Consider the following 23,986-nt stretch of genomic DNA (forward strand, 5'->3'; position numbering starts at 1 on the left):
TGGTGGCGGCCGGACGGGTCGTGGGAGAGGAGAGTCGTGCGTAGGGATGTGTCATACCCAGTGACCGGACGAGGCTGAACATGCCGAGATCAGGGCGCCGCCCGCCGTGGACATGGTGTTGACCACGCCGAAGGCGCCCGGATAACTTCATTCTACGGATTGTTGATTCCGTACTGCGGAAAACTTGGAGGGTGTGGGATGGGTCAGGGCCAGCAGGAGAAGGTGGCGACGAGCCTCGCGGGCGCCGTCGGCGAGGAGATCAGCGCCTCCCTCGCGCCGGTCGACGCCGAACTGGAGCGCCGCTACCCCGGCGACCCCGGCACCCGCCAGCCCGTCCACACCGTGTACGTACCCGCGGACGTCTTCGCCGCCGACACCATCCGCTCCTGGGGCGACCGGGCCCTCGCCGCCCTCGACGAGCACGCCCCCGACGCCGCATCCTTCGCCGCCGTCCTCGGCCTGTCCGACGACCTCGCGGAGCCCGTCCACGCCCGCGTGCGCGCCAAGTTGGAGCGCGAGCCCATCGAGGACCTGCGCATCGACTTCGAGGACGGCTACGGCCCCCGCCCCGACACCGAGGAGGACGAGGCGGCCGCCCGCGCGGCACGGCTGATCGCGGAGGCGTACGAGAAGGGCACGGCGGCCCCGTACATGGGCATCCGCATGAAGTGCATGGAGGCACCGGTGCGCGACCGGGGCATCCGCACCCTGGACATCTTCCTCACCGGCCTGATGGAGGCCGGCGGACTGCCCGACGGGCTCGTGCTGACGCTGCCCAAGGTGACCTACCCCGAGCAGATCACCGCGATGGTGCGGCTCCTGGAGGCGTTCGAGAAGGCACGCGGCCTGGAGCCCGGCCGGATCGGCTTCGAGATCCAGATCGAGACCAGCCAGTCCATCCTCGCCACCGACGGCACCGCCACCGTGGCCCGCATGATCCAGGCCGCCGACGGCCGCGCCACCGGACTGCACTACGGCACCTTCGACTACAGCGCCTGCCTCGGCGTCTCCGCCGCCTACCAGGCCAGCGACCACCCGGCCGCCGACCACGCCAAGGCGGTCATGCAGGTCGCCGCGGCGGGCACGGGCGTGCGGGTCTCGGACGGCTCGACCAACGTGCTGCCGGTCGGCCCGACCGAGCAGGTGCACGACGCGTGGCGCCTGCACTACGGCCTGACCCGCCGCGCCCTCGCCCGCGCCTACTACCAGGGCTGGGACATGCACCCCGGCCACATCCCCACCCGCTACGCGGCCGTCTTCGCCTTCTACCGCGAGGGCTTCGAGCAGGCCGCCGCCCGGCTCGCCCGGTACGCGAACCGGGCCGGCGGTGACGTCATGGACGAGCCCGCCACCGCCAAGGCCCTCAGCGGCTATCTGCTGCGCGGCCTGGACTGCGGCGCCCTCGACATCGCCGAGGTCGCCCGCCCGACCGGGCTGACCCGTGCGGACCTGGAGGGCTTCGCGGCACCGCGGCGCGGTGACCTGACGGCGTCCGCCAAGTAGCGGAGCTGTCACAGCCCTCACCGTCGACTGGTGTTGTCACCTCCGCCCCGTAGGCTGTGTCGCACGCATCGACGTGACACAGGAACGGGGCGGCAGTGTCTTCGGGGGAGACCACCAACGGGAACGGCCAGGCCGAGGGGACCGGTCGGCTGCTGGCAGGGCGCTATCGCGTCGTGGCCCAGCTCGGGCGCGGCGGCATGGGCGTCGTCTGGAGAGCCGTCGACGAGGTCCTGGGCCGCGAGGTCGCGGTCAAGGAGCTGCGCACCTACACCGACGCGGACGGGCCCGAACTCGCCGATCTGCGGCTGCGGATGCAGCGTGAGGCCCGCGCCGCGGCCCGGGTGCGCCATCCCGGGGTGGTGGCGGTGCACGACGTGGCGGAGGTCGACGGCCGTCCGCTGATCGTCATGGAACTGGTCGACGGGCCCTCCCTGGACGACGTGCTGCGTGAACGCGGCGCGCTCGATGCGCGCGAGGCCGCCGGGATCGGGGCCAAGGTCATGGACGCGCTGGCCGCGGCCCACCGCGCCGGCGTCCTGCACCGCGACGTCAAGCCCGGCAACATCCTGCTCGACCGCTCGGGCCGGGTCGTGCTGACCGACTTCGGCATCGCCACCATGGACGACCCGGGCGACGGCTCGGCCACCCATCTCACCCGCAGCGGCGAGATCGTCGGCTCGCTGGACTATCTGGCCCCCGAGCGCGCGCAGGGCGCCGACCCGGGACCGGCCTCCGACGTGTGGGCCCTGGGCGCCACCCTGTTCGCGGCGGTCGAGGGCTCCTCGCCCTTCCGCCGTACGTCGACGTATTCGACGCTCGCCGCGATCGTGACCGAGCCGCTGCCGGAGCCCCGCCGCGCGGGCCCCCTCGGCCCCGTCCTGCAGCGGCTGCTGGACAAGCGGCCCGAGACCCGTCCGGAGGCCGAGCAGGGGCGCGACCTGCTGCAGGCGGTCGCGGACATGGGCGGCGCGGACACACCGACGGCACCACTGCGCGGCGAGACGGAGCCCAGACCCACGACGGAGCCCAGCCTCCCGGTGGTGCCTCCGGGGTTCGGGCCGGTGCAGCCGCCCGGAGCGCCGGAACCGGACACGGTGCAGCCCGGCCGAGCGGAGCAGACCGGATCCGGCACGCCCGGTTCCGGTTCCGGCCGGCCACCCGGGCCGGTGTACCCGGTGTTCGGAGCACCCGAGCAGGCTGCGGGCCCCACCGGACAGGGCGGGTACGGTGCCGGTCCCGATGCCGGCGGGCAGGGCGCGTACGGCCCCGGGCCCGCCGGACAAGCCGCACAGGGACACAGCGCACACCACGCAGCCTCCGGCGACCACACCGCCCCGTCACCCTCCGCCGGTTTCGGCCCGCCCGCGCCCATGGGGCAGTACTCGTCCTCCGCGCCCACCGGTCCCGTGCCAGCCTCGCCGCAGCCCCGCCGCAAGAGCCGCGCCCTGCTCGCCGCCGCGGCGGTCGTGGTCGTCCTCGCGGCGGCCGGGACCACGGTCGCCGTGCTGAACGCCAGGAGTGGCACGGAGGACGACGCCCGCTCGTCCGGATCGGTCTCCGGCGCCCCGGCCTCCGGCGCGACCAACGACCGTACGGACGCGGACCGTTCCGGCGCTCCCGAGCCCACGAAGGAGAAGGACGGCAAGGGCGCGACCGAGAGCGAGGACCCGGATGGGAAGGGCGGAAAGAAGCCCAGCGGCCGGGCCACGTCCTCCGCCCCCGCGAAGTCGTCCGGCGGCGGCACGACCGGAGGCGGCTCGGGCGGTTCGTCCGGGGGCGGTTCGGGCGGCGGCACCACCGGTGGCGGTTCCGGCGACGGCGGCACCACCGGCGGAGGCGGTTCCACCACCCCGGCCCCGGCCTGCACCTCCATCGGCGGCGGCAAGTACAACTGCACGGTCTGGCGCACCGCCAAGTCCTACACCGCCTCCGGCGCCGAGGCAGGCGTCCTGAACGCGGGCACCAACTATTTCTACTGCCAGCAGAACCTGGGGCGCCGCGAGACGTCCGGCCAGTGGACCAACGTCTGGTGGGCGAAGACGGACGACGACAGCGGCAACACGAACGTCTGGGTCAGCGACGTCTACATCAAGGGCGGCAACAACGACGAGCCCGTCCCGGGACTGCCCGTCTGCTGATCGCGCACGAACCGCTCCAGACCGGACGCCGTGACCAGCTTCTCCTCGGCGAGCACCCGGGTGCCCAGCTCGCACAGCCCGGCATCGGCGCGGGCCCGCGCGCAGAACTCCTCGGGTGTGACGCCGAACAGCTGCCTCAACCGCGGCACGGACGCGAGGAGTTCGCTGAGCAGCGCGTGCTGGCCGGGATGCCGGCGAGGGGCGTCGCCGCCGTCGTGCAGGACCCCGCGCCGGTTGACGTAGACGTGCACGCCCGGCAGCAGCGTCCCGTCCTCCAGCTCGGTCCGCACGTCCTGCTGCGGGAGCCAGGCGCGCCGGTAGTTGCCGTACGGCAGCGGCACGCCCTCGCTCGCGTCGATCACCGCGAGCTGCTCGGCGTCCAGCCAGGTGAGGAACAACTCCCGCACGGCGCCCGGCGATGCGACCGGTGACGCGGAGACGTAGCCGAGCCGGCTGACATGGGCGGAGACGCCGACGTCGAGGCCGGTGACCCGGGCGCGGACCATCGGGACGGGTGAGGTGATCCCCGTCTCGCGCATCTTGTGGCGCAGTTGGCCCGGGCAGGCGTTGGAGCCCACCGCGAGGACCGGGGTGCGGTCCTCGTAGGTCAGGCGGTCGAGTGGCAGCAGCAGATCGCCGTCGAGGAGCCCGGAATGCGCGGGCCAGGCGCCCGGATACAGCAGCGGATCCGTGGCCGGGGCCGCGGCCAGTCCCAGCGCTTCGAGGGTGCGGTCCGCCCGGCCGTCCACCATCCGCTCAGCCCGCCGGCGGCAGTTCGCCCGAGCCGCGGGTGATCAGGCGTGTCGGCAGTTCGATGCGCTCCGGGCCGAGCAGGGTGCCGTCCAGCTGGCGGAAGAGCCGGTCGGCGGCTGTGCGGCCGAGGGCCGCCGCGTCCTGGGCGACGACGCTCACGCCCGGGTCCAGCAGATCCGCGAGCTCGATGTCGTCGAAGCCGACCAGGGCGACCGGGCGCTGCTGCTCGGCGAGGACGCGCACCACGGTCACCGTCACACGGTTGTTGCCCGCGAAGATCGCGGTGACGGGAGTGGAGCCGGAGAGCATCTCCTCCGCCGCCCGGCGCACCCGCTCCGGATCCGTGACACCCAGGGACATCCAGGAGTCCGCGACCGTGATGTCCGCGTCCTCCATGGCCGCCTTGTAGCCGCGCAGCCGCTCGGCGGCCGTGTGGATGCGGGGCATGTCGCCGATGAAGCCGATCCGCCGGTGGCCGTGCGCGATGAGGTGGGCCACGCCGTCACGGGCGCCGCCGAAGTTGTCGGAGAGCACCACGTCGGCGTCGATCTGCCCGGCGGGGCGGTCCACGAACACGGTGGCGACACCGGCCCTGATCTCGGGCTCCAGATAGCGGTGGTCGTCACCGGCCGGGATGATCACGAGTCCGTCGACCCGGCGTGCGCACAGCGCCAGCGCCAGTTCCTGCTCGCGGTCGGGGTCCTCCGCGCTGGAGCCGTTGATCAGCAGGGCGCCGTGCGCGCGGGCCACCTCCTCGACCGCGCGGCTCAGGGGGCCGTAGAACGGGTCGGCGAGGTCCTCCAGGACCAGGCCGATGCTCGCGGTGCGGCCCTTGCGCAGCACGCGCGCGCTGTCGTTGCGGCGGAAGCCCAGTGCGTCGATGGCCTCCTGGACCCGGCGCTCCGTCTCCGGGGTGACACCGGGCTCGCCGTTGACCACGCGGGAGACGGTCTTGAGTCCGACCCCGGCCCGCGCGGCCACGTCCTTCATGGTCGGACGATTGCCGTATCGCGTTCCTGAGAGGGGGGTTGTTCGGCGAGCGGTCTCGGCCACGATGCGCTGTCCTGTCCTGTCTTGTCCCACGGGGATGCGTCGACCATGAGTTTGTATGAGGATGTGGCGTCGAGCATAGGGCCTGGACAACGTTGTCATATGCAAGAGAGACTGTCCACCGCAATCTCCGGCCTCCGCCCCACCGCGAGACCGGCTCCATTCTTCTCCCCGGCCGACGGGTGCAAGGCCCCCCGGCCGACCGGAGAACCGATGCTTGACGGGGAGATCCGACACAGATGCAGACCGACCTCGTGGCTGCGCTCGACATCGGCGGCACCAAGATCGCCGGTGCGCTGGTGGACGACCAGGGCCGCATCCTGGTGCGTGCACAGCGTGCGACACCCGCGCAGCAGGACGGCGAGAGAGTGATGGGCGCTGTCGCGGAGGTCCTCGGCGAACTCACCGCCTCGCCCCACTGGGGGCGCGCCACGGCCCTCGGCATCGGCAGCGCGGGCCCCGTGGACGCCTCCGCGGGCACGGTGAGCCCGGTGAACGTGCCCGGCTGGCGCGACTACCCGCTCGTGCGGCGGGTCCGGGAGGCGGCCGGTGGTCTGCCCGTGGAGCTGATCGGCGACGGCGTGGCGATCACGGCGGCCGAGCACTGGCAGGGCGCCGCCCGCGGTCACGACAACGCGCTGTGCATGGTGGTCTCCACCGGGGTGGGCGGCGGTCTGGTCCTCAACGGCCAGCTGCACCCCGGCCCCACCGGCAACGCCGGCCACATCGGCCACATCAGCGTCGATCTGGACGGCGACCTGTGCCCGTGCGGCTCCCGCGGCTGCGTGGAGCGCATCGCGAGCGGCCCCAACATCGCCCGTCGCGCGCTGGAGAACGGCTGGCGGCCGGGTCCCGACGGTGACTCCTCCGCCGCCGCGGTGGCGGCCGCCGCCCGCGACGGCGACCCGGTCGCCGTGGCGTCCTTCGAGCGTGCCGCACAGGCGCTGGCCGCCGGCATAGCGGCCACCGCCACCCTCGTCGAGATCGACATCGCCGTGATCGGCGGGGGAGTGGGCAAGGCCGGCGACGTGCTGTTCACACCGCTGCGCAAGGCCCTGGGGCAGTACGCGACCCTGTCCTTCGTGCAGCGTCTGGAGATCACGCCGGCGCAGATGGGCACGGACGCCGGACTGGTGGGGGCGGCCGCGGCCGCGCTCGCCAAGCGGGCGGACGCGGCCCCGGTCTGACGGGCCGGGCTCAGCAGGTCAGTTGCGCGCCCGCCCAGTCCGCGTGGTCCGAGTCGATTCCGTCCCCGCCGTCGGTGACGACCAGACGGATCACCTCGGCGCCGGTCACGTCGGCGGTGAGGGGCTGGGCCGGCATCGCGTTGGTGAGGACGCCGGTCGAGGCGACCTTGGTGCCGTCGGCCCAGATCTCGAAGGCGACGGTGCCGTTCGCACCCTTCTCGTCGTCGACGCCGACGTCCGCGGTGACCTTCTCGCACGCCTTGCCGGCGTAGAACTCGACGGCGCTCTCCGCGTGCACGCCGAGTCCCTTGTCGTACACCACGCCGCCGATGGTGATCGGATGACCGTCGCCCGCGGCGCTCTCGCCGTTGCTGGTGTTGCGCTCGACGGGCCCGTAGCCGTTGGTGGCCGACATCCAGGTCAGGTCGCCGAGTCCCGAGGTGCCGGAGGGCGGCGGTACGACGACCAGAGCCGTCAGCGGCACCGAGCTGTCGGCACGGGCACCGGTGGGCGAGCGGTAACTCGCCCTGAGCGTCAGGTCGTACGAGCCCGGTGGCGTCCCGGCCGGTGCGGTGACCGACCACTTGGTGCGCAGGGAGCGGCCCGTGGGCAGGCCGGCGGAGGCGGTCGGTGACGTCGCCCGGACCTTCCAGCCCTCGGGTCCGGTCAGCCGCACCGAGACGTGCTTGGCCGGTGTGCGGCCCAGGTCGGTGACGGCCGAGGTCAGCGTGGCGGCCTTGCCCGCCTGCAGCAACGGGCTGCCGCTCAGGCCGAGTTCGACGGCCGGCGGATGCGTGGCCCACCTGCGGTCGGCGGCGACCCGTACGAGGACCGTGCCATGGGCCGGGACGGTCGCCGAGATGGTGCCCGCGGTGTTGTAGCTCTTGTGCTGCCACAGGTCGCGCAGCGTGTACGCGGACGCCTGCGGCAGGCCCACGGCAGCGGCGGTCGTGGCGATGCGCTGGGCGGTGCCGGACTCGTTGAACAGGGCCACCGCGCGGCTGCCGTCCTTCATCTCCTTGGAGACGACCCAGCGTCCGCCCGCGGAGGAGACGACCGCGCCCTGCTTGCCCAGCGGGTCCTGGTCGACGGCGATGACCTCCTTGTTGTCCAGGATGTCGAACGTCTCCTGGGAGGCCGTGCGCAGGTCGGAGCCGATGAGCAGCGGGGCGGCCATGACCGACCACATGGAGAAGTGGGTGCGGTACTCGGTGTCGGTCATGCCGCCGTTGCCGACCTCCAGCATGTCGGGGTCGTTCCAGTGGCCGGGACCGGCGTACTCGGCCAGCGGCAGATTCTGCTTCAGAATCCCCAGCATCGAGCCCCAGTTGTCGCTGATGTCACCGGTGGTGCGCCACAAGTGGCCCACGTCCGCGGCCCATTGCCAGGGCTTGTTCTCGCCCCATTCGCAGATGCTGTAGACGATCGGCCGGCCGGTCGCCTTGAGGGCGTCGCGCATGGTCGTGTAGCGCAGCTTGGCGTCCACGCCCTGGTTGTTGCAGTTGTCGTACTTGAGGTAGTCGACGCCCCAGTCCGCGAACTGCTGCGCGTCGCTGTACTCATGGCCGAGGGCGCCCGGGAACCCGGCGCTGTTGCAGGTCTTGGTGCCCGCGCTGGTATAGATGCCGAGCTTGAGCCCCTTGGAGTGGACGTAGTCGGCAACGGCCTTGATCCCGTGGGGGAAGCGGACCGGATCGGGGACGAGCTTGCCGTCCGCGTCGCGTTCCGGCAGGGCCCAGCAGTCGTCGAGGTTGACGTACTGGTATCCGGCGTCCTGGAGCCCCTTCTCGACGAAGAGGTCCGCGATGCCCTTGACCATGGACTCGTTGAACTCGGCGCGGCAGTTCGTGGAGTTCCAGTTGTTGAATCCCATGGGCGGGGTGAGCGCGAGGCCGTCGTCCAGTGCGGGGGCGGCGGGCTGCGCGGCGGGCGCCGCCACCGCCGGTGCGGCAAGTCCCGCCGTGCACAGCAGACTTGCGGTGAGCAATCCTACGATTCTTCGCCGGGGCGAGCGGGTGTGAAGGTGACGCATCGTTACGTTCCTCCGAACACGCGAAAGGTTGGATGACGTCATGTCCGCGTCATCGCTGCGCGTTTACGGTAGGACGTGTTCGACTCTGTTGGAAGGGGTGCGGTAACGGGTGTTCGACAGTCCGGAACCGGGTCAGCCGAGCCGGAACCTCCGCGCCTCGGTGGTGCGCTCTCCGGACGCCGGGAGGTCATCGCATACGGCGCCTGAAGGCCGCAGCCCGTGGTGACGACGCTCGGCGGGTCGCCGACCAGGCCGAAGGTGGCCGCGAGCATGCCGCGGACCGCGGGGTTGTCGGTCAGCATCTTCGCGTCGACATGGATGTGCCCGTCGGCTGTGTCCATCCGTCCTCCCGGGTCGGCTCCGCTCCAGCGGGGCCGGGCGGTCGCGCCCGTCCATCATGCGTGACTCCGGGCCCGGTCCGGCAGTTGATCCGGGCATGAAGAAACGCAGCATGATGGCCATCGCCTCCCTCGCCACCGGATTCGTCGTGGCGGCGATCAGCCCGTCGCACGGCGGGGAGCACCAGGTAGTGGGTGATCACCAGGCCCAGGGCGACCTCGCCGTCGAGGACGCCCTCGGCACGGTCACCGACGCCGTCCCGGACGGCACCCTGCCCGGCACCGACCAGGTCCTCGGCTAGCGGGGCCGCAGACTCAGGACCGGACCATTGCGCCGGTGCCCCCAGGCAGGGGCACCGGCGCCCCCGTTTGTGCGCCCTCAACTGGGGCTGGTTTCCGTGGCAGGGTGGAGCGGGCAAGCCTCAGGGGGCCAACAGAAGAGGGGGACCTGTGACCGTCGTCTGGATCAACGGCGCGTTCGGTGCGGGGAAGACCACCACCGCACGGGAACTGATCGAGCTGATCCCGAACAGCACGCTCTTCGACCCCGAGGTCATCGGCGGAGCGCTCGCGCATCTGCTGCCGCCCAAGCACCTCGCCGAGGTCGGCGACTTCCAGGACCTGCCGATCTGGCGACGGCTCGTGATCGACACGGCGGCCGCGATGCTCGCCGAACTCGGCGGGACCCTGGTGGTCCCGATGACCCTGCTGCGCCAGGAGTACCGCGACGAGATCTTCGGCGGTCTCGCGGCCCGTCGTATCGCCGTCCGCCATGTGCTCCTCGCCCCGGCGGAAACGATCCTGCGCGAGCGAATAGCCCGCCGCGAGGTGCCGCCGGACCTGCCGGACGGGGAGATACGGGTACGGCAGTGGTCGTACGACCACATCGAGCCGTACCGCGCGGCCCTCGGCTCCTGGCTCACCTCCGACGCCCATCCCGTCGACACCAGCGCGCTGACGGCGTACCAGGCGGCGGTGCGGATCGCGGAGGCCGTGGGCAGCGGTGAGGCGGCCGTCTGCGACATCGTCCAGACGCCCGAGCCCACCGCCGAGACCGTCGCCGCCGGCGTCCTCCTCTTCGACGAACAGGACCGCGTCCTGCTCGTCGACCCCACCTACAAGGCCGGCTGGGAGTTCCCCGGCGGTGTCGTCGAACCCGGCGAGGCACCCGCCCGCGCCGGTGTGCGCGAGGTCGCCGAGGAGACCGGCATCCGTCTCGACGACGTACCGAAACTCCTGGTCGTGGACTGGGAGGCGCCCGCACCCCCCGCCTTCGGCGGTCTGCGGCTGCTCTTCGACGGCGGACGCCTCGACTCGGCGGAGGCGGCCCGGCTGCTGCTGCCCGGCCCCGAACTGCGCGACTGGCGGTTCGTCACCGAGGAGGAGGCCGCGGACCTGCTCCCCGCCGTGCGCTACGAGCGGCTGCGCTGGGCCCTGCGGGCACGCGAGCGCGGAACCGTGCTGTACCTGGAAGCCGGCATCCCGGTGGGCCGACATCGGCCCGAGTGATGGGAACCCGGTCCTCTGCCCCTACGGGGAGAGCGTCGAGTTGTCGTAGGCGAGCCGGAGCTCCTTGTACGGGAAGGGAGTCTGCCGGCTCTCGTGCCGCAGTCGGCCGAAGAAGTGGTTCAACACCGCGGTCAGGGGAGCGTCACGGGCGATGATCGCGGCCGCGGTCTGCGGGATGCCGTCCGCGTGAGCGCCCACCGCACACGCCCGCACGAACGCCTCCCGCTCGTTCCTGTCGTACCCGTAAAGGGCCGTGACCAGCCAGTTCACCAGGTGGGCCCGGGAGTACACGACGTCGTAGTCGCGGTGCCGGTCGAAGAAGGCGCGCTCCTGACGGGCGAGCCGGAAGCGGGGGCTGAAGGCGAGACCGTAGTCGGCGAGGCAGAAGACCTCGCCGTCGGTGACGACGTTCTGGAAGTGGACGTCGAAATGCAGGAGTTGGTTGTCGCGCAGGAACGAGGTCAGGGCACCCAGCCACTCCTCCACGCGCGCGCAGACCCGGTCCGCGTCGTCCGTACGCACCTGGCTGTCGAGCCAGTCGTGCAGGGTGTGCGGAAAGTACTCCAGGAACAGGGTCAGGCTCGCCGACGCCGTCCGCAGGTCCTCGATGCGTTCGCGGACCCGGGAGGCGCCGCCCCAGTAGGCCACCACCCCTTCCACGTCGGCCAGTTCCTCCGGCAGCGGCTGCACGGCATCCGGCAGGACCCGCCAGTGGTGCATCAGCGGAAAGCCCGGGAAGCGGTCGGACAGCGCCCAGTTCGTCGTCATCACGTGCGTGGCCAGCTCGCGCCACGCACCGAAGCCCGGGCTGCGGCCGGTGCCGTAGTGGCACGCGGACGGCAGCTCGAAGACGTTGGCCGTGGACCGCGTGTTCTCGGGCCGCCGCTCGATGTCCGTCAACGGCACCTGCTTCACGAAGACCCGGCTGCCCTCCACCTCGACGAGCGTCGAACGCCCTCCGATCCCCACGCCGTTGGGCGTCCCCGACGCCACGAGGTCCGCCAGCTCCCGGTCGCTGAGGAGGGCCAGCGCGGTGGCGATGTCGGTGTGGGCGGCGCGACGCGCGGCGAAGGACATGACCACCATGCTCAGGGTGACACCGGGTGTCTGTCTGCCGATCGGCGAAGTGCCGTGCCCGCGTGCCCGATCACCGGATCACCGTGCCCGAAACAGGCGATGTCCGCGTCGAGTGCCGCGAGACGGTGGAACGAGGCGAGCCGGCCCTCCCGATCGACGTTGAACACACCGGGCAGCACACTGCCGTCGACGGGCGACGCCGCCACGGTGTCGCCCGTGAACAGCACACGCTCGCGCGGGAGATGGAGCGCGATGCTGCCGGGCGTGTGACCCGGGGTGTGCACCACCGTCGCTCCGTCACCGAGGTCGAGGGCCTCGCCGTCGCCGACCTCGGTGACGTGCGACGGCCGTACGAAGTCGCCCTCGGGGAGCTGCCGGGACACCTCGGCGTGAATCGGCACCTCCCAGTCCTCGAACACCGGTGGCGGGCCCGGGACTTCACCCCGGACCGCGGCGGCGTCCAGGCGATGCGCCAGCACCTCGGCACCGGTCAGCGCGGCCAGCTCGCCCGCCCCGCCCGCATGGTCCTCGTGGAAATGGGTGAGCACGATACGGCGCACGGTCCCCAGCGACTGCGCGAGTGCGGCGACGGATGCTCCGGCGCCCGGCGGGCCCGCGTCGATCAGCGTCACCTCGTCGCCGTCGCGCCAGAGATAGGCCTGGCCGACGGGAAAGCGCAGCAGGTGGAGACGGGGCAGCAGTTCTACGACGTCCATGACAGCGACCGTAGAAGGGCCCCCGTCCGAAGACGAGGGCCCTTTGCCGAGAGCAGAGCCGGTCAGCTCGCCGCGTAATTGCGCAGGAACAGCGCCTCCGCCACCGAGAGCCGCTCCAACTCCTCGGGAGAGACACTCTCGTTGACCGCGTGGATCTGGGCCTCCGGCTCGCTCAGGCCGATCAGCAGGATCTCCGCGCGCGGGTAGAGCGCGGCGAGGGTGTTGCACAGCGGGATGGAGCCACCCTGGCCCGCGTACTGCATCTCCTGGCCGGGGTAGGCGACCGCCATCGCCTCGGCCATCGCCGCGTACGCCGGGCTGGTGGTGTCCGCGCTGAACGCCTGGCCCTGGCCGATCTGCTCGGTGCGCACCCGGGCGCCCCACGGGGTGTGGGCCTCCAGATGCGCCTGCAGCAGCTTCGTCGCCTCGACCGCGTCGACACCCGGCGGCACCCGCAGGCTGACCAGCGCCCGCGCGCCCGCCTGCACGGACGGGGTGGCGCCGACGACCGGCGGGCAGTCGATGCCGAGGACGGTGACCGCCGGACGCGCCCAGATGCGGTCGGCGACCGTGCCCGATCCGATCAGCTCCACACCGTCGAGCACCTTGGCGTCCTGGCGGAACTGCTCCTCGTCGTACTGCAGCCCCTCCCACCCGGACCCGGCGGTCAGCCCGTCGACGGTCGTCGAGCCGTCCTCCGCGCGCAGCGAGTCCAGCACGCGGACCAGCGCCGCCAGCGCGTCGGGGGCGGCGCCGCCGAACTGGCCGGAGTGCAGATTGCCTTCGAGGGTGTCGATCTGCACGCGCACCAGGGTCATACCGCGCAGCGTGGCCGTCACCGTCGGCAGCCCGACCCGGAAGTTGCCCGCGTCGCCGATGACGATGGTGTCGGCGGCGAGCAGGTCCGGGTGCTCCTCGGCGTACCGCTCCAGACCGCCCGTGCCCTGCTCCTCCGAACCCTCGGCGATCACCTTGACGTGCACCGGGACGCCGCCGTTGGCCTTGAGGGCGCGCAGCGCGAGCAGGTGCATGATCACGCCGCCCTTGCAGTCCGCGGCCCCGCGCCCGTACCAGCGGCCGTCGCGCTCGGTCAGCTCGAAGGGAGGCGTCGTCCAGGCGGACTCGTCGAGCGGCGGCTGCACGTCGTAGTGGGCGTAGAGCAGCACGGTCTTCGCGCCCTCGGGCCCGGGCAGATATCCGTACACGGACTGGGTGCCGTCGGGGGTGTCGAGCAGGGCCACGTCCTGGAACCCCTCGGCGGTGAGCGCGTCGGCGACCCACCGCGCGGCGCCCTCGCTCTCGCTCTTCGGGAACTGGTCGAAGTCCGCCACCGACTTGAAGGCCACCAGCTCGGCGAGCTCCGTCCGCGCTCTCGGCATCAGAGAGGCGACGGTCCCGGCGACCGGGTTCGACGACATGGGCACGCTCCTTGTGGGTGCGACGTTGTACGGGTGGATAGCGAGATCCTCCCACAGTGGCCTGCGGCGACGACCGCCGTAGGATGCGTGGGACAGGTGCGGCAGCGGCTTGATCGGGAGCAGTAGACCATCGTGAGCAGCGAGAACTCTTCGGCGGACGACGTACAGCGGGTGTGGGACGTCGTCGTGGTGGGTGCGGGACCCGCGGGGGCGTCCGCGGCCTATGCGGCTGCGGTCGCGGGACGCAGCGTGCTTCTGCTGGAGAAAGCCGAGCTGCCGCGCTACAAGACCTGCGGCGGGGGCATCATCGGCCCCTCCCGCGACGCCCTGCCGCCCGGCTTCGAACTGCCCCTGCGGGACCGGGTGCACGCGGTGACGTTCTCGAACAACGGCCGCTTCACCAGGACCCGGCGCTCCCGGCAGATGCTGTTCGGGCTGATCAACCGGCCCGAGTTCGACCAGCAGCTGGTCGAGCACGCGCAGAAGGCGGGCGCCGAACTGCGCACCGGCGCCACCGTGCAGCGCGTCGAGCAGCACGGCTCGGCGGTGCCGGACCGGCGCACGGTCGCCGTCGTCCTGCAGGGCGGCGAGACGCTGCTCGCGCGCGCGGTCGTGGGCGCGGACGGCAGCGCGAGCCGGATAGGGGCGCATGTCGGGGTCAAGCTCGACCAGGTCGACCTCGGGCTGGAGGCCGAGATCCCGGTGCCGGAGACCGTCGCCGAGGACTGGAAGGGGCGGGTGCTGATCGACTGGGGGCCCATTCCCGGCAGTTACGGCTGGGTGTTCCCCAAGGGTGACACCCTCACCGTCGGCGTGATCTCCGCGCGCGGCGAAGGCGCCGCCACCAAGCGGTACTTGGAGGAGTTCGTCGGCCGGCTCGGCCTCGCCGGCTTCGAACCGAGCATCTCCTCCGGCCATCTGACCCGCTGCCGCGCCGACGACTCGCCGCTCTCGCGCGGGCGGGTGCTGGTCTGCGGGGACGCGGCGGGGCTGCTGGAGCCGTGGACGCGTGAGGGCATCTCGTTCGCGCTGCGCTCGGGGCGGCTCGCGGGGGAGTGGGCGGTGCGGATCGCCGAGGCGCACGACGCGGTGGACACCCGGCGCCAGGCCCTCAACTACGCGTTCGCGGTCCGGGCGGGACTCGGCGTCGAGATGGGCGTGGGCAAGCGGATGCTGGCGGCCTTCGAGCGCCGGCCCGGCCTGTTCCACGCGGCGCTGACCGGCTTCCGGCCCGCGTGGAACGCGTTCAGGGACATCACCCGCGGCGCCACCTCCCTCGCCGAGATCGTGCGTACGCACCCGATGGCCCATCGTGCGCTGACCGCGCTGGACCGGCGCCAGGGCGACGCCTCCCCGGGGAGCGGGGAGTCCGTGGTCGCGGACGTTCCGGCGAACGGGGACGTCACTTCGTGACGGTGATGCGGAAGACGGGGTGGTCGGGGGCGATGCGGCGCAGTTCGGCGTCGGGGGAGGCGGGGCCGACGCCGTTGAAGAAGACGCCGACCTCGGCCTTCCACCGCTTGAGGTAGGCCCGCAGCAGCGGCACCTTGTCGTCGTCGGTGACCTCGGTGGCGGTGAACGCCTCCACGTTCCTGCCCAGCCGCAGCTCGCCTCCGCCGGCCGCCCGCATGTTGTGCGTCCACTGCACGTGGCCGCGCGGGGCGACGAGATAGCGCTGCCCGTCCACTGTCAGCAGGTTCACCGGGGTGGTCCGCCAGGCGCCGCTCTTGCGTCCGCGGACCGCGAGGACCCGGGAGCCCCAGACGCTGATGCCGCGGCGGGTCATCCAGGCGATGGTGCGGTTGAGGACGTTGACCGTGAACCAGCCGGGCTTCTGGACGTGTGTGGACATGAGGACTCCCCTCGATGGAGAGAGCGTCGCTCGCTTCTGTGAGCAGTGCTCTCGCTTCGATGACGAGTCTGCACCCGATGGGTGCTCCAAAGCGAGAGCGGCGCTCTCTTTTCGGTTTGCCGCTCTCGTTTGTGTGCGCTGCTCTCGTTCCGTGCGAGACTGACCCCATGAGCACCGCACACAGCGCCCGCGCCCGAGCCCGGATCGAGGTCACCGCCGCCATCAAGGACGAGGCACGCAGACAGCTCGCGGCCGAAGGCGCCGCCAAGCTCTCACTGCGCGCGGTGGCCAGGGAACTCGGCATGGTCTCCTCCGCCCTCTACCGCTATTTCCCCAGCCGCGACGACCTGCTGACGGCGCTGATCATCGACGCCTACGACTCCGTGGGCGAGGCGGCCGAGACGGCGCTCGGTGCCGCGGGGGACGCCGACCCCGTCGAGCGCTGGACGGTCGTGTGCGAGGCCGTACGGACGTGGGCGCTCGCGCATCCGCACGAGTACGCGCTGATCTACGGAACGCCGATCCCCGGTTACGTCGCCCCCGAGACCACCGTCCCGGCCGCCGCCCGCGTCGCCCTCGTGCTGATCGGCATCGTCCGCGACGCCCGTATGGGCCCCGGCCTGGATCTGCCCCCTCTCCCCGCCGACCTGGAGGCCGAGGCGGAGCGCATGGCCGCCGACTTCGCCTCCGACCTCCCGCCGGCCGTCGCTCCGGCCCTCGTCGCCGCCTGGGCCCAGCTGTTCGGGCTGATCGGCTTCGAGCTGTTCGGCCAGTTCCACCGGGTCGTGGAGGAGCGCGAGGCGTTCTTCAGGAACGCGGCGCGGCACCTCGCGCACGGGGTGGGGCTGTCGTGAGGGCCGGTCGGCGGTCGGTCGTGGGGCGCGCCGGGAAGTCGTAAAGCCGGGCGGGAAGTCGTAAGGCCGGGCGGGAAGTCGTGAGCCGAGGTGGCGGCGTACTTCCCCGGGAGTACGCGTGATCACCACGCCCGGCGGACGCCCCGCGACCCCGGCTGCGTCTAGCGTGGCGGACATGGACGAGCAGGATGTGCGCGAGGGCGGTCCGCCCCGGTGGTGGCGGTACGGACCGCCGTGGACGAACCGCTGGGTCGACGAGCAGCGCGCGCCCCGCTGGCCGTGGCGATCCACGGTGCTGCTCACGATCTTCGTGCTCGTCGGCTCCAACTACGCGGCGCATGAGCAGGCGGGCGAGCGCCTGCCGCTGGACCACTTCGCGCGGCTGCTGCTCGTGGTGGGCTCGGGACTGCTGCTGTGGCGGCAGCGGTATCCGAGGGTCGTCGTGTTCGGTACGGCGGTGGCGGCGACCGTCTATCTCGGCGCCGGGTATCCGTACGGGCCGGTCTTCCTCACCGTCGCCGTGGCCTGCTTCAGCGCGGTGGTCGCGGGGCACCGGCGGGCCGCCTGGGGTGCGGTGGCGATGCTGTGGGCCCTGCATGTGGTGGTGGCCCACTGGCTGTACCGCTGGCTGCCGCCGTCCGGGGACCCGGCCGCCTCCTGGGGGCAGGAGATCGTGATCGCCACCTGGGTGGTGGCGATCGTCGCCCTGTCGGAACTGGCCCGCGCCCGGCGCGAGCAGTGGAGCAGGGAACGGGCCGAGCGGGCGCAGGCGGCCCGGCGGCGGGCCGACGAGGAGCGGCTGCGCATCGCCCGTGAACTGCACGACGTCCTCGCGCACAGCATCTCGGTGATCAATGTCCAGGCCGGCGTCGGTCTCGCACTGCTCGACACGGACCCCGAGCAGGCCCGCTCCGCGCTCACCACCATCAAGGCCGCCAGCAAGGAGGCGCTCGGCGAGGTCCGCCAGGTCCTCGACACGCTCCGCGCACCGGGCGACGCACCGCGCGCCCCGGCGCCCGGCCTCGACCGGCTGCCCGAACTGGTGGAGCAGGCGGGCAGCGCGGGTCTCGCCGTGGAGGTCGACGGAGAGCCGCCCCGCCTCGCGCCCGGCACCGACCTCGCCGCCTTCCGCATCGTGCAGGAGGCGCTGACCAACGTCGTACGCCACTCCGGTTCGCGTCAGGCGCGCGTGCATGTGGAACACGACGAACGGCAGCTGCGGCTGCGCATCGACGACGACGGGCCCGCGATCGGCGCCGACGCGGGCGGCAGCGGGAACGGTCTGGCGGGAATGCGGGAGCGGGCGGCCGCCCTGGGTGGCACGATCGAGGCGGGCCCGCGCGCGGACGGCGGTTTCCGGGTGCTCGCCGTACTGCCGTTGAGTGTCAAGGCCAAGGAGGACGACCGGTGATCCGCGTACTGCTCGCCGACGACCAGTCACTGGTGCGGGCCGGCTTCCGCGCGCTGCTTGACGCGCAGCCGGACATCGAGGTGGCCGGCGAGGCCTCCGACGGCGAGGAAGCGGTGCGCAAGGTGCGTGAACTGCGCCCCGACGTCGTCCTGATGGACATCCGCATGCCGGCCCTCGACGGACTGGCGGCGACCCGCCGGATCGGCGACGACGAGGCGCTGCAGGGCGTCAAGGTGGTCATGCTCACCACCTTCGAACTCGACGAGTACGTCTTCGAGGCGATCCGCTCCGGTGCCTCCGGCTTCCTGGTCAAGGACACCGAGCCGGAGGAACTCCTGCGCGCGGTGAGGGCGGTGGTCGAGGGCGACGCGCTGCTCTCACCCGGTGTGACGCGCCGTCTGATCGCGGAGTTCGCGGCCCGCTCCAAGGAACCCGCGACCGCCGACGCCCTCGGCGAACTCACCGAGCGGGAACGGGAGGTGATGGCCCTGGTCGGCATCGGCCTGTCCAACGAGGAGATCGCCCGCCGTCTGGTCGTCAGCCCCCTCACTGCGAAGACCCACGTCAGCCGCACCATGGTCAAGCTGGGCGCCCGGGACAGGGCCCAACTGGTCGTCCTCGCCTACGAGTCGGGATTGGTGCGACCCGGCTGGCTGGGCTGATCCGGCCGGCCGAAACGGACCAGCACACTGACGACCCGGACGAGGAACAGCACGGGCGCGAGCACCAGGCCCGTGTGCAGCAGGACGGTCTCGACGCCGTGCGCCAGGTCGAACAGCAGCGCCGGACCGGCGATCGCCCCGAAGACGACCGCCGCCGCGAACAGCGCACTGCACAGCGCGTATCCGATCTCGACGGTGATCGCGTCCCGCTCGGCCTGACTGCGCCGTCCCCCGTGTTCGGTCATACCAGGAGTGTCACAGCCGTGCGCCCGGCGGGGCAACCAGCCCCCGCCGGGCGCACGCGTGGAGGCGTCCCCCTAGTCGCGTACGGGTACGCGCTCGGCCTCCTGGGTGGTGGACCTGGCGACCACGACGGACTGCGGTGTGCGACGCGTGCGCAGACCGGTGAGCGTGATCAGCAGTCCCGCGACCGCCACGCCCGTCACCACCATCAGACCGGGGCGGTAGCTGTCCAACACGGCCTGCGGGGTGGCGTGTTCGGGTGCCTGGGCGGTGACCACTGCCGTCACCACGGCCAGGAAGATCGCGCCGCCCACCTGCACCGAGGTGTTGAGCAGACCGGACACCATGCCCTGCTCGTGGTCCTCGACGCCGTTGGTGGCCTGGATGTTGAGCGAGGGGAAGACCAGCGCGCAGGCCGCGCCGATCAGCAGCATCGACGGCAGGATGACGGCGGCGTACACCGGGTCGAGGTTCACGCGCAGGAACAGTGCGTACCCGACGACCATCAGGGCGAAGCCCGTCGCGATCAGCCGCGGGGTGCCGAACCGGTCGACGATCGAGCCGACCTTGGTCGAGGACACCGCCACCAGCGCACCCGCCGGCAGGAAGGCGAGCGCGGTGTGCAGCGCCGACCAGCCGAGCAGCGACTGCATGTAGAGCGTGGTCAGGAACTGGAAGCCGACGTACGAACCGAAGAAGGCGAGCGCGCCGAGCTGGGCGCGGATCTGGTTGCCGGAGCGCAGCACGCCCAGCCGGATCAGTGGACCGGGCGAGCGGCGCTCGACCCGCACGAACACGGTCAGCAGCACGGCGACGGCCAGGAAGGACAGCAGCGTGCGGGCCGAGGCCCAGCCCACCTCGGGCGCCTGGACGACGGTGAAGACCAGCAGCAGCATCGACGCGGTGCCGAGGACGGCGCCGGGGATGTCGTAGCCGTTGTGGTCCTTCTCGCGCTCACTGCGCGGCAGCAGCTTCAGGCCCGCCAGCAGGGCGATCAGGGCGATGGGCGCGGGCAGCAGCATGGTCAGACGCCAGCTGGCCTCGGTCAGCAGCCCGGACAGGACCAGGCCCATCGAGAAGCCGGTGGCCGCGCAGGTGGTGTAGATCGACAGGGCGCGGTTGCGCAGCGGGCCCTCGGCGAAGGTCGTGGTGATGATGGACAGTCCCGCGGGCGCGGTGAACGCGGCGCTCAGGCCCTTGACGAAGCGGCTGGCGATCAGCAGCGGACCCGAGTCGACCAGACCGCCGAGCAGTGAGGCGACGGCGAAGACACCCAGCGCGATCAGGAAGACCTGGCGCCTGCCGAGCAGGTCCGCGGTGCGTCCGCCGAGCAGCAGGAGACCGCCGTAGCCGAGGATGTAGCCGCTGACGATCCATTGCAGCGTCGAGGTGGACAGATCCAGGTCCGTGCCGATGGACGGGAGCGCGACGCCGACCATCGACACGTCGAGCGCGTCCAGGAACATCGCGGCGCAGAGCACCAGGAGTGTGCCCCACAGCCGGGGGGTCCAGCGGACCGCCGAGGGTGGCGCCACGGAGGTGTTGAGCGGAGAGGTCATGGCGACGAGACTACATGCGTATGCATCGAATGCAAGCGCATTAAATTCTGATGCAATAATTTCGCGATTCTGCTACGGTGCGTTCATGGCTGCGGACAAGGCCGAGCAGGCGCTCGTGGAACAGTGGCGGGGCATCCTGGCGCTGCACGCGCGCACGCAGTGCGAACTCGACCGGGAACTGCACCGACACGGCCTGTGCGCCAGTGACTTCGAGGTGCTGGACGTCCTGTCGGGCGACTCCTGCGCCTATCGCGTACAGGAGATCTCCGAGCGGGTCCATCTCAGCCAGAGCGCGCTGTCGCGGCTGATCGCCCGGCTGGAGAAGGACGGCCTCGTCGAGCGCACCATGTGCGCCGAGGACCGGCGCGGAGTCCGTGTGGCCCTCACGAGGAGAGGACGCACCCTGCACGCCGAGGTGCTGCCGGTGCAGCGTGCGGTGCTGACCCGGATGCTGGAGGCGTAAGGCCTGTCTTTCGGATCAGCCCGGCGTCGCGGCCCTGGCACGCACTCAGCCCGGGCGCCGACGGGGCGGCCTCAGCTCCAGGTGACCGCGGACTTCTCGCGCCACAGCGCGGCCACCGCGGCGTCTCCGGTCACGTCCGGGAACGGCTGACGGTTCCACAGCGACAGGTACAACTGCGCGGCGGGCCCGGCCACTTCGCAGTCCGCGGCCCCGGTCGCGTCCCGCGTGGCCGCCGGCGGTTCCTGGGACAGTCGTACGGTCCACACCGCGTCCTCGGCGTCCGTCGCGCGCACCCGCAGCACCCGCGGCTCGTCGCTGCGGACCCTGCTCCTGCGCCGGGCGTGGAAGCCGCGCAGCAGTTCGTCGATGCCGTCCGCCGCGAAACCGGCCGCGATCTCGGAGCCCACTCCGCCGCGCGCCGCCTCCGCGTCCACCCGGTGCACGGTCGTCTCGTGCGCCTGCCGCCGCGCCCAGAACGCGAGCGGCGAGGGCGCGGGCAGGAAGTGCCAGCACTCCACGTCCACCGGGGCGGCGGCGAGGGTGTCGACGAGCTGCCGGTGCCCCTCCCGGAACCAGGTCAGCAGAGCGTCGCCGTCGAGATCGGGCAGTCCGCCGTCGGGGTGGTAGGAGGTGTGCCCCTCGGCGACGAAGGCCGCGGCCCACCGGTGCACCATCCCGGTGTGCCGCACCAGGTCGCGCACCTGCCACTGCGGACAGGTCGGCACCTTGGCATCGACGCCTGCCGCCTCGGCCGCCGCGGCCAGCAGCCGGCCCTCGCGGTCCAGGGTCTCCACGTACTCCGCAGTCTCCATGGGACGAGTCTGCCGGACGGAGCGCGGTGCGGGAAAAGGTGCCCGGGACTACGCCCGCCAGGTGTAGCGGCGCTCCGGGCGGCCCGCCGTGCCGTAGCGCAGGGAGACGTCGGCGTCTCCGGTGACGTGGAAGTGCTCCAGATAGCGGCGGGCGCTGACGCGGGAGATGCCGGTGGCGGCCGCGCACTCGGCCGCCGACAGGGTGCCCTCCGCATCGCGCAGGGCGCGCTCGATCAGCCCGGCGGTCTCCACGCTCAGCCCCTTGGGCAGGATTCCGCCCGGGGCGGGGGAGAAGGCTCCGGCGAGAACCCGGTCGACGTCCGCCTGACCGCGGACGACCGTCGAGAGCAGACGGCCGCGCTGGGTGGCGTAGCGCTCCAGACGGGGCTTGAGATCCTCGAAGTCGAAGGGCTTGAGGAGGTAGTCGACCACGCCGTGGCGCACGGCGCGGCGCACCGCGTCGGCCTCACGGGCGGCGCTGATGACCATGACGTCGCAGTCGTGTCCGCCGCTGCGCAGCCGGGGGATGACGTCCAGACCGAAGAGGTCCGGCAGATACAGATCGAGCAGGACGAGGTCGGGGCGCAGCTCGTCGACCGCTTCGATCGCCCGCTCGCCGGTGTTGGCGGTGCCCACGACGCGGAAGGGCTCGACGCGGTCGACGAAGGTCCGGTGCACCCGGGCCACCATGAAGTCGTCGTCCACGACCAGTACGTCGATGGAGCCGGGGCCGGCGGGGTCGGTCATCGGTGCGCTCCTTCCGCCGCCGCCTCGGCGGACCGGCTCACGGACATGCGGGCGGTGAACTTCGCGCCCTCGCTGGTGTTGGTCACCGTGATCTCTCCGCCGCGGCGCTCGCAGACGAGCCGGGTGAGCGCGAGTCCGATGCCTCGTCCGCCCTCCTCGGCCGCCTTGGTGGTGAAGCCGTGCACGAAGACCTCGTGGGCGAGCTCCGGGGCGACGCCGGGCCCCGAGTCGCGTACGACGATCTCCACGCCGGCGGTGTCCTGCCGCAGCTCGACCTCCACCCAGGCACCGTCGCCGACGGGCTCGCCCGCGACAGCGGCGTCGATGGCGTTGTCGACGAGGTTGCCGATCACGGTCGCCACGTCGGCCGCGTCCTCGTGGGCGAGCCGCCCGAGCGAGGTGTCGTCCGAGACGTGCAGGGTGACCTTCCGCTCGGCCGCCTGGGACGCCTTCGCCATCAGCAGGGCGGCGACGGCCGTGTCGTGCACGCGGCGGCCGACGGTCAGGTCCAGGGAGTTGCGGCGCTGGTTCAGCGCCCTGATGTAGCCGACCACTTCCTCCTGCTCACCGATCTGGATCAGCCCGGAGATGGTGTGCAGCTGGTTGGCGAACTCGTGCGCCTGCGCGCGCAGCAGCTCGGAGGTGCTGCGGAAGGAGCCGATCTCGCGCTCCAGACGGGCCAGTTCGGTGCGGTCGCGCAAAGTCGTGACGGAACCGAGCAGCCGACCGTCCTTGGTGACGGTCATACGGTTCAGGACGAGTACGGTCCCATGGCGGACGACGACCACGTCGTGCGCCGCCTTCCCGTCCCCCCGCGCCCCGGTCAGGACGTCGCGCAGCCGCCCCTCGATGCCCAGGTCGGCCAGGTCGCGGCCGACACAGTCCGCCGGCAGGTCCAGCAGTCGCCGGCCCATGTCGTTGACCAGGGTGACGCGGTCCTGCGGATCCAGGGCGACGACGCCCTCGGCGATGCCGTACAGCATCGCCTCGCGGTGTTCGGCGAGACCGGTGATCTCGCGGGGCTCCAGGCCGAGGGTCTGCCGCTTGACGCGCCGGGCGAGCAGCCAGGAGCCCACGACGCCGAGTGCGCTGGCGATGCCGAGGTAGGCGAGCAGATACGAGGACGCCCCGGACAGCCGCTGCCACACCGTCGGGGACGCCTCACCGATCATGACCGTGCCCAGCCTGCGGCCGATGGCGCGCTTCGTCGTCCCGAGGACCGGTACCTGCGCGACCAGCTCGTGGCTGCCGTCCCAGGTCAGCGAGCCGGACCAGCCGCGGCCCGCGGCGACGCCCCGGCCCAGCGGCAGCCGGTCGCCCACCACCGTGGGGTTGGTCGAGCTGACGACCCGGCCGTCGGCGCCGGCCACCGTCACGGACGTGACCGAGGACTGCACCAGGGTGGAGTGCACCAGCGGGGCCAGCGCCTCCTCGGGGGCGGGCCGCACCAGCCGGCTGCGCACCAGGGGATGGGCGGCGAGCTGTTCGGCGAGTGCGCTCACCCGGCGGCCCTCGACCCGGTTGAAGGTGGCTTCGGACTGGGCGAGGGAGACCGCGGCGACCGCCAGCAGGACCACCACGACGATGGCCAGCTGGAGCACCAGCATCTGCCCCGCGAGGGTGTGACGGCGGAACGTGGTGACCACAACGAACTCAATCTCT

At 72.2% G+C, this 23,986-nt stretch carries 23 protein-coding genes; 10 read left to right on the forward strand and 13 right to left on the reverse strand.

All coding sequences use genetic code 11. From position 1 onward, the window contains the following. Positions 1–198 precede the first annotated feature (198 nt). A complete protein-coding gene (locus tag MQN93_RS24145) occupies positions 199–1,503 on the forward strand; it encodes a DUF6986 family protein (RefSeq protein WP_242711228.1) in 1,305 nt (434 codons plus the stop codon). A gap of 95 nt (positions 1,504–1,598) precedes the next feature. Further along, positions 1,599–3,641, forward strand: a complete 2,043-nt coding sequence (locus tag MQN93_RS24150) for a serine/threonine-protein kinase (RefSeq protein ID WP_242711229.1) — start codon at positions 1,599–1,601, stop codon at positions 3,639–3,641. Here MQN93_RS24150 and MQN93_RS24155 read toward each other — a convergent pair. Next, positions 3,587–4,393 carry a hypothetical protein gene (locus MQN93_RS24155; RefSeq protein ID WP_242711230.1) on the reverse strand — a complete coding sequence of 269 codons (807 nt, stop codon included), beginning with the start codon at positions 4,391–4,393 and terminating at the stop codon, positions 3,587–3,589. The genes MQN93_RS24150 and MQN93_RS24155 overlap by 55 nt on opposite strands. 4 nt (positions 4,394–4,397) lie before the next feature. After that, a complete protein-coding gene (locus MQN93_RS24160) occupies positions 4,398–5,447 on the reverse strand; it encodes a LacI family DNA-binding transcriptional regulator (RefSeq protein WP_037781471.1) in 1,050 nt (349 codons plus the stop codon). A 236-nt stretch (positions 5,448–5,683) separates the two neighbouring features. Between MQN93_RS24160 and MQN93_RS24165 the strand changes: the two genes are divergently transcribed. Then, complete coding sequence (locus MQN93_RS24165) at positions 5,684–6,631, forward strand: ROK family protein (protein ID WP_016433664.1); 948 nt, start codon at positions 5,684–5,686, stop codon at positions 6,629–6,631. A gap of 10 nt (positions 6,632–6,641) precedes the next feature. Here the strand turns inward: MQN93_RS24165 and MQN93_RS24170 are convergent, their stop codons facing one another. Then, the gene (locus tag MQN93_RS24170) at positions 6,642–8,663 is read right to left on the reverse strand and encodes an NPCBM/NEW2 domain-containing protein (protein WP_242711231.1); all 2,022 of its coding nucleotides are present in this window, start codon (positions 8,661–8,663) and stop codon (positions 6,642–6,644) included. A 38-nt stretch (positions 8,664–8,701) separates the two neighbouring features. Next, positions 8,702–9,004, reverse strand: a complete 303-nt coding sequence (locus MQN93_RS24175; RefSeq protein WP_242711232.1) for a hypothetical protein — start codon at positions 9,002–9,004, stop codon at positions 8,702–8,704. 95 nt (positions 9,005–9,099) lie between these two features. On the opposite strand from MQN93_RS24175, the gene MQN93_RS24180 reads away from it, so the two are divergent. Both MQN93_RS24180 and MQN93_RS24185 read left to right on the forward strand, forming a co-directional pair. Continuing rightward, positions 9,100–9,303, forward strand: a complete 204-nt coding sequence (locus MQN93_RS24180; protein WP_037781469.1) for a hypothetical protein — start codon at positions 9,100–9,102, stop codon at positions 9,301–9,303. Positions 9,304–9,451: 148 nt separating this feature from the next. Continuing rightward, complete coding sequence (locus tag MQN93_RS24185) at positions 9,452–10,510, forward strand: NUDIX hydrolase (protein WP_242711233.1); 1,059 nt, start codon at positions 9,452–9,454, stop codon at positions 10,508–10,510. Positions 10,511–10,531: 21 nt separating this feature from the next. Here the strand turns inward: MQN93_RS24185 and MQN93_RS24190 are convergent, their stop codons facing one another. The 3 genes from MQN93_RS24190 to MQN93_RS24200 form a co-directional block, all read right to left on the reverse strand. After that, on the reverse strand, positions 10,532–11,587 hold the full coding sequence (locus MQN93_RS24190) for a protein kinase family protein (protein ID WP_242711234.1): 1,056 nt from the start codon (positions 11,585–11,587) through the stop codon (positions 10,532–10,534). An 11-nt stretch (positions 11,588–11,598) separates the two neighbouring features. Beyond that, entirely contained in the window at positions 11,599–12,303 is a 705-nt protein-coding gene (locus tag MQN93_RS24195) for an MBL fold metallo-hydrolase (RefSeq protein WP_016433658.1), read from the reverse strand. Between the two features lie 62 nt (positions 12,304–12,365). Beyond that, a complete protein-coding gene (locus tag MQN93_RS24200) occupies positions 12,366–13,721 on the reverse strand; it encodes a dipeptidase (protein ID WP_242711235.1) in 1,356 nt (451 codons plus the stop codon). A 132-nt stretch (positions 13,722–13,853) separates the two neighbouring features. Here MQN93_RS24200 and MQN93_RS24205 point away from each other — a divergent pair, with 132 nt between their 5' ends. Continuing rightward, the gene (locus tag MQN93_RS24205; RefSeq protein WP_242711236.1) at positions 13,854–15,134 is read left to right on the forward strand and encodes a geranylgeranyl reductase family protein; all 1,281 of its coding nucleotides are present in this window, start codon (positions 13,854–13,856) and stop codon (positions 15,132–15,134) included. On the opposite strand, the gene MQN93_RS24210 is transcribed toward MQN93_RS24205, so the two are convergent. Continuing rightward, positions 15,124–15,573, reverse strand: coding sequence for a nitroreductase family deazaflavin-dependent oxidoreductase (locus tag MQN93_RS24210; RefSeq protein ID WP_242711237.1), 450 nt, complete (start codon positions 15,571–15,573; stop codon positions 15,124–15,126). The two genes, MQN93_RS24205 and MQN93_RS24210, sit on opposite strands and share 11 nt — an antisense overlap. 167 nt (positions 15,574–15,740) lie before the next feature. On the opposite strand from MQN93_RS24210, the gene MQN93_RS24215 reads away from it, so the two are divergent. From MQN93_RS24215 to MQN93_RS24225, 3 genes are all read left to right on the forward strand, one after another. Continuing rightward, positions 15,741–16,427, forward strand: a complete 687-nt coding sequence (locus MQN93_RS24215) for a TetR/AcrR family transcriptional regulator (RefSeq protein ID WP_242711238.1) — start codon at positions 15,741–15,743, stop codon at positions 16,425–16,427. 175 nt (positions 16,428–16,602) lie between these two features. Next, positions 16,603–17,838 carry a sensor histidine kinase gene (locus MQN93_RS24220; RefSeq protein ID WP_242711239.1) on the forward strand — a complete coding sequence of 412 codons (1,236 nt, stop codon included), beginning with the start codon at positions 16,603–16,605 and terminating at the stop codon, positions 17,836–17,838. After that, positions 17,835–18,500: a response regulator gene (locus MQN93_RS24225; protein WP_016433652.1), complete on the forward strand. Its 666-nt coding sequence runs from the start codon at positions 17,835–17,837 to the stop codon at positions 18,498–18,500. Before MQN93_RS24220 ends, MQN93_RS24225 begins: the two co-directional genes overlap by 4 nt. On the opposite strand, the gene MQN93_RS24230 is transcribed toward MQN93_RS24225, so the two are convergent. Next, complete coding sequence (locus MQN93_RS24230; RefSeq protein ID WP_242711240.1) at positions 18,461–18,745, reverse strand: DUF6332 family protein; 285 nt, start codon at positions 18,743–18,745, stop codon at positions 18,461–18,463. The two genes, MQN93_RS24225 and MQN93_RS24230, sit on opposite strands and share 40 nt — an antisense overlap. Before the next feature lie 72 nt (positions 18,746–18,817). Continuing rightward, positions 18,818–20,302 (reverse strand): MFS transporter, encoded by a 1,485-nt coding sequence (locus tag MQN93_RS24235; protein ID WP_016433650.1) that lies wholly within the window; start codon positions 20,300–20,302, stop codon positions 18,818–18,820. Between the two features lie 85 nt (positions 20,303–20,387). On the opposite strand from MQN93_RS24235, the gene MQN93_RS24240 reads away from it, so the two are divergent. Further along, complete coding sequence (locus MQN93_RS24240; RefSeq protein WP_016433649.1) at positions 20,388–20,765, forward strand: MarR family winged helix-turn-helix transcriptional regulator; 378 nt, start codon at positions 20,388–20,390, stop codon at positions 20,763–20,765. Positions 20,766–20,836: 71 nt separating this feature from the next. Here MQN93_RS24240 and MQN93_RS24245 read toward each other — a convergent pair whose 3' ends face one another. The 3 genes from MQN93_RS24245 to MQN93_RS24255 are packed head-to-tail and all read right to left on the reverse strand — an operon-like array spanning position 20,837 to position 23,931. After that, complete coding sequence (locus MQN93_RS24245; protein ID WP_242711241.1) at positions 20,837–21,577, reverse strand: maleylpyruvate isomerase family mycothiol-dependent enzyme; 741 nt, start codon at positions 21,575–21,577, stop codon at positions 20,837–20,839. Positions 21,578–21,625: 48 nt separating this feature from the next. Next, positions 21,626–22,324, reverse strand: coding sequence for a response regulator (locus MQN93_RS24250; protein WP_016433647.1), 699 nt, complete (start codon positions 22,322–22,324; stop codon positions 21,626–21,628). After that, positions 22,321–23,931, reverse strand: a complete 1,611-nt coding sequence (locus tag MQN93_RS24255) for a sensor histidine kinase (protein ID WP_278191134.1) — start codon at positions 23,929–23,931, stop codon at positions 22,321–22,323. Before MQN93_RS24255 ends, MQN93_RS24250 begins: the two co-directional genes overlap by 4 nt. Between the last annotated feature and the right edge of the window lie 55 nt (positions 23,932–23,986).

Source organism: Streptomyces spinosisporus, from assembly GCF_022698145.1.
GTDB classification, from domain to species: Bacteria; Actinomycetota; Actinomycetes; order Streptomycetales; family Streptomycetaceae; genus Streptomyces; species Streptomyces spinosisporus.

What these genes read in the sequence shown, in the direction of transcription:
- MQN93_RS24145 (WP_242711228.1), top strand. Translation starts at nt 199, where the DNA reads ATGGGTCAGGGCCAGCAGGAGAAGGTGGCGACGAGCCTCGCGGGCGCC.
- MQN93_RS24155 (WP_242711230.1), bottom strand. Translation starts at nt 4,393, where the DNA reads ATGGTGGACGGCCGGGCGGACCGCACCCTCGAAGCGCTGGGACTGGCC.
- MQN93_RS24165 (WP_016433664.1), top strand. Translation starts at nt 5,684, where the DNA reads ATGCAGACCGACCTCGTGGCTGCGCTCGACATCGGCGGCACCAAGATC.
- MQN93_RS24170 (WP_242711231.1), bottom strand. Translation starts at nt 8,663, where the DNA reads ATGCGTCACCTTCACACCCGCTCGCCCCGGCGAAGAATCGTAGGATTG.
- MQN93_RS24175 (WP_242711232.1), bottom strand. Translation starts at nt 9,004, where the DNA reads ATGGACACAGCCGACGGGCACATCCATGTCGACGCGAAGATGCTGACC.
- MQN93_RS24180 (WP_037781469.1), top strand. Translation starts at nt 9,100, where the DNA reads ATGAAGAAACGCAGCATGATGGCCATCGCCTCCCTCGCCACCGGATTC.
- MQN93_RS24190 (WP_242711234.1), bottom strand. Translation starts at nt 11,587, where the DNA reads ATGTCCTTCGCCGCGCGTCGCGCCGCCCACACCGACATCGCCACCGCG.
- MQN93_RS24195 (WP_016433658.1), bottom strand. Translation starts at nt 12,303, where the DNA reads ATGGACGTCGTAGAACTGCTGCCCCGTCTCCACCTGCTGCGCTTTCCC.
- MQN93_RS24200 (WP_242711235.1), bottom strand. Translation starts at nt 13,721, where the DNA reads ATGTCGTCGAACCCGGTCGCCGGGACCGTCGCCTCTCTGATGCCGAGA.
- MQN93_RS24210 (WP_242711237.1), bottom strand. Translation starts at nt 15,573, where the DNA reads ATGTCCACACACGTCCAGAAGCCCGGCTGGTTCACGGTCAACGTCCTC.
- MQN93_RS24215 (WP_242711238.1), top strand. Translation starts at nt 15,741, where the DNA reads ATGAGCACCGCACACAGCGCCCGCGCCCGAGCCCGGATCGAGGTCACC.
- MQN93_RS24220 (WP_242711239.1), top strand. Translation starts at nt 16,603, where the DNA reads ATGGACGAGCAGGATGTGCGCGAGGGCGGTCCGCCCCGGTGGTGGCGG.
- MQN93_RS24230 (WP_242711240.1), bottom strand. Translation starts at nt 18,745, where the DNA reads ATGACCGAACACGGGGGACGGCGCAGTCAGGCCGAGCGGGACGCGATC.
- MQN93_RS24235 (WP_016433650.1), bottom strand. Translation starts at nt 20,302, where the DNA reads ATGACCTCTCCGCTCAACACCTCCGTGGCGCCACCCTCGGCGGTCCGC.
- MQN93_RS24240 (WP_016433649.1), top strand. Translation starts at nt 20,388, where the DNA reads ATGGCTGCGGACAAGGCCGAGCAGGCGCTCGTGGAACAGTGGCGGGGC.
- MQN93_RS24245 (WP_242711241.1), bottom strand. Translation starts at nt 21,577, where the DNA reads ATGGAGACTGCGGAGTACGTGGAGACCCTGGACCGCGAGGGCCGGCTG.
- MQN93_RS24250 (WP_016433647.1), bottom strand. Translation starts at nt 22,324, where the DNA reads ATGACCGACCCCGCCGGCCCCGGCTCCATCGACGTACTGGTCGTGGAC.
- MQN93_RS24255 (WP_278191134.1), bottom strand. Translation starts at nt 23,931, where the DNA reads ATGCTGGTGCTCCAGCTGGCCATCGTCGTGGTGGTCCTGCTGGCGGTC.